This window comes from Extibacter sp. GGCC_0201 (assembly GCF_017566055.1).
Taxonomy (GTDB): Bacteria; Bacillota; Clostridia; order Lachnospirales; family Lachnospiraceae; genus Extibacter.
This window is the reverse complement of the sequence record NZ_JABFCH010000006.1, coordinates 169,942-180,971: the sequence shown is the minus strand read 5'-3', so window position 1 is coordinate 180,971 and position 11,030 is coordinate 169,942. Positions and strand designations below refer to the sequence as shown.

Annotated in this window: 11 protein-coding genes and 1 pseudogene; 1 reads left to right on the top strand and 11 read right to left on the bottom strand. The window is 47.9% G+C overall.

Annotation, left to right across the window (positions count from 1 at the left end; all coding sequences use genetic code 11):
- Positions 1-55 precede the first annotated feature (55 nt).
- The 5 genes and pseudogenes from HJV72_RS06275 to HJV72_RS06255 form a co-directional block, all read right to left on the bottom strand.
- Positions 56-490: pseudogene (locus HJV72_RS06275) on the bottom strand (YkgJ family cysteine cluster protein); the annotation flags it as partial.
- On the bottom strand, positions 480-1,565 hold the full coding sequence (locus HJV72_RS06270) for a helix-turn-helix domain-containing protein (protein ID WP_208069580.1): 1,086 nt from the start codon (positions 1,563-1,565) through the stop codon (positions 480-482). The pseudogene HJV72_RS06275 and the gene HJV72_RS06270, both read right to left, overlap by 11 nt.
- Before the next feature lie 127 nt (positions 1,566-1,692).
- Positions 1,693-3,546 (bottom strand): putative bifunctional diguanylate cyclase/phosphodiesterase, encoded by a 1,854-nt coding sequence (locus HJV72_RS06265; RefSeq protein ID WP_243765538.1) that lies wholly within the window; start codon positions 3,544-3,546, stop codon positions 1,693-1,695.
- 120 nt (positions 3,547-3,666) lie between these two features.
- On the bottom strand, positions 3,667-4,353 hold the full coding sequence (locus tag HJV72_RS06260) for a GyrI-like domain-containing protein (protein ID WP_208069577.1): 687 nt from the start codon (positions 4,351-4,353) through the stop codon (positions 3,667-3,669).
- Positions 4,346-4,687, bottom strand: coding sequence for a TfoX/Sxy family protein (locus tag HJV72_RS06255; protein ID WP_049729907.1), 342 nt, complete (start codon positions 4,685-4,687; stop codon positions 4,346-4,348). Before HJV72_RS06255 ends, HJV72_RS06260 begins: the two co-directional genes overlap by 8 nt.
- Positions 4,688-4,877: 190 nt before the next feature.
- Between HJV72_RS06255 and dcm the strand changes: the two genes are divergently transcribed.
- Positions 4,878-6,140: a DNA (cytosine-5-)-methyltransferase gene (dcm, locus tag HJV72_RS06250; RefSeq protein WP_208069575.1), complete on the top strand. Its 1,263-nt coding sequence runs from the start codon at positions 4,878-4,880 to the stop codon at positions 6,138-6,140.
- A 145-nt stretch (positions 6,141-6,285) separates the two neighbouring features.
- Here the strand turns inward: dcm and HJV72_RS06245 are convergent, their stop codons facing one another.
- The 6 genes from HJV72_RS06245 to HJV72_RS06220 all read right to left on the bottom strand — a co-directional run bounded on the left by HJV72_RS06245 (position 6,286) and on the right by HJV72_RS06220 (position 11,001).
- Positions 6,286-7,737: a Sau3AI family type II restriction endonuclease gene (locus HJV72_RS06245; RefSeq protein ID WP_208069572.1), complete on the bottom strand. Its 1,452-nt coding sequence runs from the start codon at positions 7,735-7,737 to the stop codon at positions 6,286-6,288.
- A 14-nt stretch (positions 7,738-7,751) separates the two neighbouring features.
- On the bottom strand, positions 7,752-8,204 hold the full coding sequence (locus HJV72_RS06240; protein WP_208069593.1) for a very short patch repair endonuclease: 453 nt from the start codon (positions 8,202-8,204) through the stop codon (positions 7,752-7,754).
- Positions 8,205-8,245: 41 nt separating this feature from the next.
- Entirely contained in the window at positions 8,246-8,944 is a 699-nt protein-coding gene (locus tag HJV72_RS06235) for an alpha/beta hydrolase (protein ID WP_208069570.1), read from the bottom strand.
- A gap of 104 nt (positions 8,945-9,048) precedes the next feature.
- On the bottom strand, positions 9,049-9,465 hold the full coding sequence (locus HJV72_RS06230) for a YjdF family protein (protein WP_208069567.1): 417 nt from the start codon (positions 9,463-9,465) through the stop codon (positions 9,049-9,051).
- Positions 9,466-9,768: 303 nt separating this feature from the next.
- On the bottom strand, positions 9,769-10,209 hold the full coding sequence (locus HJV72_RS06225) for a hypothetical protein (RefSeq protein ID WP_049729902.1): 441 nt from the start codon (positions 10,207-10,209) through the stop codon (positions 9,769-9,771).
- 63 nt (positions 10,210-10,272) lie between these two features.
- Positions 10,273-11,001: a sensor histidine kinase gene (locus HJV72_RS06220; protein ID WP_198146293.1), complete on the bottom strand. Its 729-nt coding sequence runs from the start codon at positions 10,999-11,001 to the stop codon at positions 10,273-10,275.
- Between the last annotated feature and the right edge of the window lie 29 nt (positions 11,002-11,030).

Genomic DNA, 11,030 nt, shown 5'->3' with positions numbered 1-11,030 from the left:
TGAGGTCTTAAAGGATTATTTACGGTCACTGTAACAAATGTTTGACAAACCTACATTTCTTTACCTTTATCTTTCCCCTGTCCTTCTTCCTGCACTCGTGTATCTGTAGAAAATACCGGAATCCATCTCCCTCATAATACCGTCCAAGCGGAAACAGACGGCATATGCCCGGACGGAAGGAATGGATGCTGCATCTGCCCCCGGCATCGAGAAATACGCAGGCTTCCTCCTGCCCATCCATCTTCACATTCGGAACGATCATGCCGTCCGCTGCATGGAGTTCTATATACCGCTCCATCAGTCCGTCAAAATTTACGGACAGCCCTTTACACAGCCTCTGCATATCGAACGGATCCAGCATGATGGACTTCCCCATCCCGCGGCAGCAGGCAGAGCACCCTTCGCAGTTATGGCAGTCCGCCCGTACCATGTCGTTGGACGAGTACAGCTTCCCGTCAGATATATCCTTAAAGTCTACATTACGTTTCATCTTGTCCAGCACTCCTGTCCGTCCCGCTCCCGGCGGATCGTATCTTCTTCCATTCTTCCGAGTCCCGCAGAAACGCATATCTTCCGTCCTGCTCTATAGTGGATATGAGCGTCTCTTTCATTTTGACTCCAAGCCTTTCCTCCCCTGCCTTCTTCCTTACATGTCTGTACAGTGGAGAAGAGGTAAAGTCCCACTCCTCTGTCACCGATGCAAGCATGCATCTGAGTGTTTTCAGGCAGTTGTCCCTGTCCTTCTTATGCGTGTACAGCTCGAGCCACGGCAGCTGGACGGTATATTCCCACATGTCCAGGGCACGGGCCGTACTTTCGGCAGTTTCTGCCAAATAGCGCGCGTCTTCGTCCCGGCCTTCTCTGAGCGCTATATCGATGAGGGTTACAAGCACCATACTCAGGCTGCTGGCGGCAAGCATCAGCTTTTGCTCCTCCATCTCCCCCGCAGCCGCAAGCTGATTACGTGCAAGGCAGAGATTCACCTGCATCTGTTTTTTATCATACGCCTGTTCGTCAGGCAGCCTGTCAATCAAAGCCTCTGCCCTGTCGTATTCCCCCCGCCCCATATACCTTGAGGCGAGCATGTACTGCGCCTGGCTGCAGATTGCCGGATCTTCGCTTTCCGATGCCTTTTCATACAACTGTTCTATCTGCTCTTCATACCGTTCCGCCTCTTCCAGATCCCCGTTCATGACGAGTGCTCCATTCAACACCATAGCGCCGTTCAGCACCAGCCTGCCGCTGCCGGGATACTCCCTGATCTTCTCCATCAGAAACGCATAGGCGGCTTCAAACCCGCTGCCAAAGAATATGTCAGACACCTCATTGATTAGTGAAGCCGCTTCTGCCTCCGATAGGTTTTTATGGAAAGACAGCAGCGAGTTTATGTCTGTGTCCAGATATCTTGCGAGCACCGGAAGCAGCATGACATCGGGACAGCTCACACCATTTTCCCATTTCGATACCGCCGCGACAGACACTCCCACGGCATCTGCCATCTGTTCCTGCGTATAGCAATGTACTTTTCTTAAATGTTGTATCGTTTTTCCTAATTGTTCTTTCATGCATCCACCTCCACCGTTCTGCCTGCTATCTTCATATTACAGCAAAGGCCGGCACATCCGCAATGGACGTGTGTTCAACTGAAGGGGGCATTTTTTCAACTATCCTTCAATATGTATGTGCAAAATGCTAAACTGCCTGTACCGACTGCCTGTCCAGTTCTGCACCAAACTCTTCCGCCGGCATAGGTTTATAATAGTAATAGCCTTGTATATAGTCGCAGCCACACTCTTTCAGAAAGGCAACCTGGCTCTCCGTTTCAATCCCTTCCGCTACCGCCTTGATATTCAGCTGGTATATCATATGCAGCACTTCTTTCACTATAATCTGTTCCTTTTTTAAATCCTTGCTTTCTCTAAAGAACAGTGCATCCAGTTTCAATGTATCAATATCGAGGTTCTTCAGCATTCCAAGGGATGAATACCCTGTTCCAAAGTCGTCCATAGAACAGAGGAATCCATTTTCATGCAGATCTTTTACTATCTGGGTCATATACTTTTCGTTCTCACATGCCACCGTCTCTGTAAATTCAATCTCCAGCATGTTGTCAGGAATGCCATAGCGCTCTTTTATCTCTTTATATGCATCGATAAAGTCCGCGGTGTAGAACGTAAGCTTTGATACATTGACCGACACCGGAACGACCGCCCGTCCTTTTTCATACCGCTCATGCATCAGCCGGCACACTGACTCGAATACATACTGGTCCAGCTTTCTTATGCTGTGGTTCTTTTCAAACAGCGTGATAAATTCTCCCGGCGTAATGAACTCGCCGTCAGCCGTTATCCACCGTATGAGCGCTTCCGCTCCTTCTATCCTCCCCTCAAATGGGGAGACCTTCGGCTGCAGATAGACACGGAACTCCCCTGTGTCAAGACCTTTCTGCAGACGGTCCGTCAGATATATCTCCCGGAACATCTTCTGCCTGATGCTGTCATCATAAAAGGCATAATGTACATCCGGCTTGTTCTTTATCGTCTTCTGCGCATAGTTGGCCCGATTGATCAGCCCGTTTATGTCTAACTGTTCTATGACGTCTTCCCTGCAGCAGAAACCACATGCAATCGTTATCGAATGCTTGTCCGGCAGGACATCCAGATTCATAAAGCGGCGGTCCAGCTCCTTCTGTTCTTCCAACATGAGCTCTTTGTCTTCATAAAAACGCAGCAAGACAAAACGGTCCGCCATCACCCGGGCTAAAAGCTCTCCTTTTCCGAGCGATGCAGTCATCACTTCCGCATACTTCTGGAGGATAGCGTCCCCCACCTCATATCCAAACACATCGTTGATGTATTTGAAATTTTCAAAATCAATATATAGAATGGCTGCCCGGGCATCTGTGCTGTCAAGCATCTTCTGGGCATCTGTATAGAAGCGCTCCGTTGTCAACGCACCTGTAAGCTTGTCACGTCCCGCCATATCTGCCAGCGTCTCTGTCTTTTTACGTAGCCTGAAATATTCCCGCACGTAATATCCTATGATGACTATGCTGATCAGAAAGCAGAAAATACCCATAACGATGAGCTGTCTGGCCAGCGATGCCGAACGCATTCCCGAATACTTTTCTATGGAAAATACTGTATCGTTTGCTATATCAAACAATTCCTCGCTTGAAGCAAGAAGCTTTTCTTTGTCATGCCCGCTTCTCACTTCGGCTATTTCCGTCTTAATCTGTTCCCATCTTTCCCCGAGCTTTTCCAGATTATCATTAAACGCTCCATAGCCGGTCCTCTCAAGTCCATATTCGCCTTCTCCGGTCAAAAGCTCATCCATGATACTGCTCACATAATTGATGAGATTATCGTCCGGCATATCGTTCGTCTCCAGCTTTATCACCCGCTGGGATGCCCCCCGCACGATTCCGACATAGTTGATCAGCCTGCCGTAATTTTCAATATCCGACATCGATCTCGCAGATAAAAAACTCATGATGAGAATGACTGCTACAATAAGCGGAAACCCCAATTTAACTATTTTCTTCATAATCCTGCTCCACATCTGCCCTTAAAAACTATATTTTATTATATCAATGCAAAACTCTATACACATTCTATCACAAAACTACCAGATGTGGGCATATTTTACTGTCTATTTTTCAGGATATCATTTATAACTGGACGATTCGGTGTCACGCCTTTTTACCGGGTGGCGGATTACGGTCCGCAGGCGTTCCGGCTTCGTCCGCCTCGGGTCACCGAGATAGATCTCATGATGGCGGCGTTCTTCCCCTATGTCGCATATATATCCGCTTTCCTCGATGAACTTTCCTAACTTCTCTATCGTAGCCGGTTCATCGTCGTATGGGCCGATGTGCATGACCTGGCAGCAGAGGCCTTCCGTATATGTTACAAGCCTCGTCGATGAAAGGTCTATGTCGGGATGCTTCTTCCTCAGGCTCTCTTTTGCCCATTCAAATACGTCCGGCGTAACAAATTCAGGCTGCCGGATCATAGATATCCATCGAAACTTGTCCTTTTGTCCGGCCAGTCCCATAGTTCCCAGATACCTATCCCCATCCATCCACCAGAGGCCTTCCAGCGGCGGCACGACATATTCAAAATATCCCTTTGGCTGGCTGCCGCTCATCTTGCTCATCTTGATGCCAAAGGAAAGACCGTATAACACCTCCATCGCATTCTTATAGCTTTGGGCCGTGTTCGGATCCCCTTCCCCTTCTACCTGTATGAAAACCATCTCTGGCACATCGATAACCATAGGTTTTGTCTTTGGAAGATACAGATCCTTATATTCTTTTTTGTAATCCAGCTTCGTTACCTTCTCTTTATCCATTCTTCTTCCTCTCTGCCTTTTTCTTTTTCGGCTTTGGTTCCGGCAGTTCCTTATACGTCTCTGCCGCCAATATGCACAGGCGCTCGCTGTCATCAATGTCTTCTACGAGAAAATATGGTTTTGCTCCCTCGTAAGGCGGCACTTCCTCCAGCTCCGGCCAGATATTCCTCCCTGCTTCTGTAATCTTGACGAAGAACTGGTCGTCACAGATCAGTGCAAATATCTTCCCGTCACAGTACATGCCATACTCCCCGAACATCTTCCGGTAAGTAATCTCTCCCGCGCCTGCAAGCTGGTCCGCGATATACGCTACAAATTCTTTGCTTGAAGCCATCTTCAATCCCCCCTTTAACTTGTCTGTGGTAACAGAATAGCACGTGAATCACGACATCTGTATGTCATGATTATAAATATGCTTTGTCCGACATGCAACCCTCCAATTTTATACAGCTTGATTTGCCGCTTGTTTTATTTCTCCACCTACTTTATAATATAATAGATTCTGAACAGAAAGGATTGTTTATATGAAAGTATGCGAACTATTCGCAGGTGTCGGCGGTTTCCGGTATGGACTGGAGCGTTATTCCGATGAGTTTGAAACCGTGTTCTTCAACCAGTGGGAGCCTTCTTATAAAAGCCAATTTGCATATGAGTGCTATATAAAGCACTACCCGTTAGATACCATCGCCGAAGACCTGCGTCCGTACACCAACCTTGATATACATCAGGTCCCCAAGGACAAGCTGCCGGACTTCGACCTGCTTGTAGGGGGATTCCCCTGCCAGAACTATTCCGTGGCAGGCCCGAAATCTTCAAAGGGCATAGAGGGTACAAAGGGAATCCTCTGGTGGGATATCCGGTCGACTCTGGAGGCAAAATCGCCTTCCTATGTCCTGCTCGAAAATGTAGACCGGCTGCTGAAATCACCTGCCTCGCAGAGAGGGCGCGACTTCGGTGTCATCCTGAAATGCTTCGATGAATTGGACTATGATGTCCAATGGCGTGTCATCAATGCCGCTGAATATGGAAAGCCGCAGAAGAGGCGCCGTACGTTTATCTTCGCGTATAAGAATCATTTACGGTATGCCGGGGGAAATCCTGATTTTTTTGGCGGCATTTTCCCCTGCACCTATGAGGAAAAGACGTGTAAGCAGGCTACGGTAAGAGATCTTGACATCTCACAAATCAGCGAATCTTTTGCTTTCACGTTTGAAACGGCCGGCCATATGGCAGATGGAATCATCACGACGAAAAAGGCGGCTGCGGTGAAAGCCGATAATGACCGCATCCTCGGGTCTATACTCGTACCTGCACCGGACGACAGTTATAATATCAAAAACGAAGCTCCGTGGATCGAAGCAAAGCAGTCCAAGAAAAAGGAACGGACGACAAAGGAAGGATTTACCTATATCTTTTCTGAGGGTACCTGCCCGTATCCTGATAACGAGGCTGTTCCTGCCAGGACGATGCTGACAAGCGAAGGTAGCGTGAACCGCTCCTCCCACGTCGTACTGGATCCGGCCACGGGACAGAAACGGATCCTGCTCCCCCTTGAAGCAGAACGGATCCAGACCTTCCCTGACGACTGGACGAAGCATGGTATACAGATGCTTGAGGATGGCAGTACGGTAGAGACGACCTTAAGCAACCGGCAGCGCTACTTCCTGATGGGAAATGCACTTGTCACCGAACTTGTCACCGATATGGCACCAGAAATTCTAAGAATATACCATGATACCAGGGTCAAAAGGTCAGGCGTTTCATGCAAGCATGAAAATGCGGAGTAATCCGTAGGTATCAAGGGGGCAAATACCTTTTGACCTCAATATCATACCATGAAGATAACATACATTAAACGCAGGCGAAGCGGTCCGGCCCATATGGGCCGGACCGCTTCGCCGTACACCGCCGGATGACCTTAAGCTTACACGGCTAGATTTCCAGCTGCTCCAGCAGATAGCTGTTATTGATCCAAAAGCTCTGCCTTGTCATACACTCGCCGCTTGGAAGCTCATCCGCATCCCTCTCGATATTGCCTGAGGCAAATCCGTTCAGCTTATATGCGCTTTTCGCCGCATGGGGCCTGACATGGATTATTCGGTTGTCCTTCTTGGCGGGAAGGTTATTGTGGATGATATGTCCTGTTTTCGTAGGTGATATATGAAAGCTCACACCGTTCATAATTCTTTCTTTTACCCTTTCCCACCCGTCTCTGACCGTTTCGTTCAAATCATGGTACGGCATATTCCAGAACTGGCACTTATGCAGATAGTATACATCTCCTGCCTTTTTAAAGATGACAAAGAAAAACCGCGTCTCGTCAAAATACCTGAATATGTCTGAATCTTCCCACGTCTGTTCGGCCAGCTCCTTAAATTTAAAAGGAGGAAAAGACATGCTCTCTTTCATCGTATTGTTTTCTTCCAGGCGTATCACCTTGACCGCGATGTTGGCTTTCTGGAATTCTTCTGCGTGATTACCTCTGATGCCAAGCATCCGGTACGCCAGATCATACCACTGCGCCTTATTATTGTTGTATTCTCTGCCGTACAGGCCGCACAGCTCTTTGTCACTTGCTCCATAATGACATGCAATGCGGGACGTGATGACTTCTTCAAAAGTTCTCCCTGCCAGTTCCTCTGCATCACGAATCAGTGGTTCATATGTGGTCCTTCCCGGCATGATATACGTGTGCAGTATATAATCCATGTACTGCCTCTTGAAGCAGAATGCCCTTTTTCTTGCGGGCGTATATGGCGGATAGAACTGGGGGCGCATGCTGGAAGCCGCCGTCGCACCTTTCGTACAAGCCCCGAGATAGAGCGTATCGCTCTCGCTGAGCTCATCGGCTTTTCCCGCTTCCATCTTCTGAATAATCCTGTCATAGTCCTGCACGATAATCGGCATATCCTGCCGGGCCGGTGATACCATATTTGCAAATGTAATCTTATACAGCGTATTGTACGCCAGCTTCTTATCTCTCTCGTAATATACGAGCAGGATCCTGCGGCACTTCTCCCACACATGAGACTGATAAAAATCTTTCTCCACAGGGCCCTCGTAGGAAATCATCGTCAGGACAAGGCGCTCTCCTGCAGATATGCTGCCGTTCTTCAGCACATCATAACAGGTAACTTTCAGCTCGACTCCCGCCTCCGGGAAGTCGGCTTCCTGGTCACTGTTCGCCTTATAACCGAAGTATTTCTCCTCCAACAGGTTACCCAGCTTTCCCTTCTGGTTCGGATTGCTGTAATCAATCTTGCTGTCCTTCACGGCAAAGTCCAGATACCGGCTTTCCTCCAGTACCTGGCCGAACGTCTTGCCTGCCAGCCCCTTAGCGTAGGCCTCGATAGAAGCCGGATCCGTCTTATCATATGGCAGCATATCTTATCCCTTTCTCACATTTCATCCAGTTCAACCTCTTGTAAACGGTCTTCAAATATAGTTTCCTCAATTACTCTTATACACGCTTCCGTATTCTTAAGAATATCTTTTCCCCAGAAATGTATCACCGTCCAACCCATGAACAGCAGCTTTTTGTCCACCTCATCGTCTCGTTCTATATTTCTGGATATTTTCCTGACCCAGTAGCCAGGATTATTCCCCCTCTCAAGCTTCGGCCGAAGGACGAGCCAGTCCTTTCCGTGAAAGAACTCGCTGTCACAGAAGATGCAGATATGATATTTCGTGAGGACGATATCAGGAGAACCTGGCAGCTCTTTATAGTTCTTCCGGTATCTATATCCCTTGTTCCACAGCGCTTTTCTGAGCTTCACTTCGATACTGGTGTCTTGCCTGTGGATACGGCTCATCGTCTTGCTCCGCTGCTCCTTCGTCATAACATCCGTCATTATTATCACCAACCTTCATATCCGCCTTCATATGGCAGAACTTACAACCTGAGTCTCAGCCAGTCTCTATAATACGCCAGCTCTTCCTTCGTGTGGAACCAGTGCTCTCCTCCCGGCTGTACTTCCAGATGGCAATGATTCTTCTTGGCAAATGCGCTTACGTATTCATATTCGCAGATATTGTCATGTTCCCCGTACAGGATAGACGTTGGATGGTTCCACGACAGGACGGGATGTTCTTTAATATTACAGTAATAGTCCCAGATAAGCGGTTCGAAGGGCGTCTCTATTACCTTCTCTTCCCGTAGCCGTTCCTCAGACACTTGAAACTGTCTCATCGTGTTCTGAATCACACGTTCCATATCCGTCACCGGTGATAAGAACAGTGCACATTCTATCTTCTCCTGCCCGTAAGCCAGAAGGCTGAAGTAAGCGCCCATGCTGCATCCGAAGACGCTTATATGGTCCGCCCTCTTCCTTGCATGCTCCATAACCTTTGCCAGTTCCCGCACGCACTGCTGCACCATGCAATGTCTTGTCTCATATACGCGCTCGCCATGCCGGGGGAAATCAAAGCTTAACACCTGATACCCCAAGGTCTGCGCTTCCTCTGCCAGTATCCATATGCAGTCATCGATTTTGGACGAATGGCTTCCATGCGCCGCTATCATCCACTTGCTGCTTTCTTTTCCCCACAGAATCGCAGGGATGCCATCTATTCTGAATTTCTCTGTTATCATGTCATTCTCCTTTAAAACGGAGATGTCCTCCGCACCCAACCATTGTTCCTATGCATTAACATCATATAGCCTCCTTTCCTCTTTATGCAGGCAGCGCCGGGGCATTATCTGCCCCGGTGCTTTTCCTTCTTCTTCTGCTGCTTCAACTCAAACTTACGCAGTTTTTCGACTTCTCTGTGCTCTTTAACCGATCCCCTCCGCTCTGTTTTCATCTGCTCATGCTGCAGCTGTAATGCCTGTTGGGATTTGGTCCCCGTCCCCCAGTCTTCCATCTGCTTACGCACCTTGCGCTGCATCCGCTTCGGGTTCACATGCAGCTCCTTGACAGCCGTCTCCACAGCCGGACTGAATCGCAGCCTGTAGTAATTCTCAAGTAAGAATCCATATACCTCGTAGGACTTCGGCTCCGGCCCGAATGTAACCTTGCTGGCCGACAGCCCTTCCTCTGTGGTTCTCTCCACCACCCCGACCCAGAATGGATCCTCGAAATACACACATACTGATACCGATACTCTGTCCATGATGATTCCTCCTTAATATATTTTCACAGACAAAGAATGGACGACCTAAGGAGGAAGGTTACTGATATCCTGCCGGATATGCCTGGACTACCAACCAGACTGTGTTTTTATCTCTGCTACTTTAATGCTAATCTCTTTCCGGTCCCCTGTCAAGATTGGCTCTTTGTTTATTGGGCTGCCGCCGCTGTTATTTCGTATTGGCTGCCAAATTCTCCAGCCGCGCATGAATCTATCTGTAAACGAAAAGCGGCGGCCTTGCTATTACCAAGGCCGCCGCCAAACAGATTCACAGACGCTTCAAGACTATTTATATTCCGCATGCTGCCGTCTGTAGGAATCATTATCCTTTGCTCTGAGTTCGTTTTCTATTTGTTGTAATTGTCTTTCCAGTTTATACTGACGCTCTGTATTATCTTCCGCCTTAATTATCTGCTGCTCAATTTGTGCTTTCTTCTCTTTTAAGCTTTTGATTTCAGCGTCTACCTTATCTGTATTTACCGTACATACCATCTCTGATTTTACATCAGGCAGAGAGTCCTTTTCCTCTTTTGGCATGCCTTCTTCCTCATGTATGTATTCATCGAATCTTGGAGACGGCGTATCAGTTCCCGGTGTAAGTTCAGCTCCTGTCTCCACCGGTTCCGCCTGCGCTGCCTCCTGCGTCTTCTCTTGCCGCTTAGGAGCAGGCATTTCTTTTCCCTTTGTATAATTTGTATAAGCAGTTGGCGTTACATCAGTTATCATGTCAATATCCTCCTTTGCACTTCTTTTGCCCATGAGTTCATTGTAGAGGTATCGACAACAATTTCAATCATTATGTAATGAAATGTCTTCTGGTCGTATTGAGATGTTTAACAAGATACTTAATACAAACTTTCCTTCTTTTCTTTCCACCGTCATAAATCCTCCATATTTTTCGGAGACTGTCTTTATATTGCTCAATCCGATTCCGAAGCCAGGCACAGGCAGCCGCTCTTTTCGGCAAGTATTTTCAAATTCCATCATATAAAAATCACCTTGCCGCTCGCCGGCAATATGTATCATGCCCGGTGCATCTGCCTTCTTACACGCTTGTATGGCATTATCAAGTGCATTTGCAAAGATGACGCACCAGTCCAAATCCGTGACCACACAGGTGGATGGAAGCGCAAGAGAGACGTCGAGCTTGATTGTATTCGCCTTGCATAACGCCAATTTATTCTCCAGCAGAATATCCACCACTGGATTGCCGGTCGTAAAAGGAAACGATAATTCACCTGTTGCCGCATCTAGTTTTTGTAAATATGTCTGTGCCTGCCCGATGTTTCCAGCCTTCAAAAAACCATCCAATACCGTCAGATGATTTTTAACGTCATGCCGGAATGCCCTTGTGTTTTCGTATCGCGCCTGTGCCTCCACAACATAGGACTTTTGCGCACGGGTTTCCTGCATCAGCGAAGCCAGCGCGGATTCTGTCTGAAACCCATCATAGACACGTCGGTAAGCATAGAGGGAGCTGAACATCACCATGATTCCAAGTAGTTGTAATATCAGCATAGTAAGGTGCCTGTCCAATTCGGGCAGTG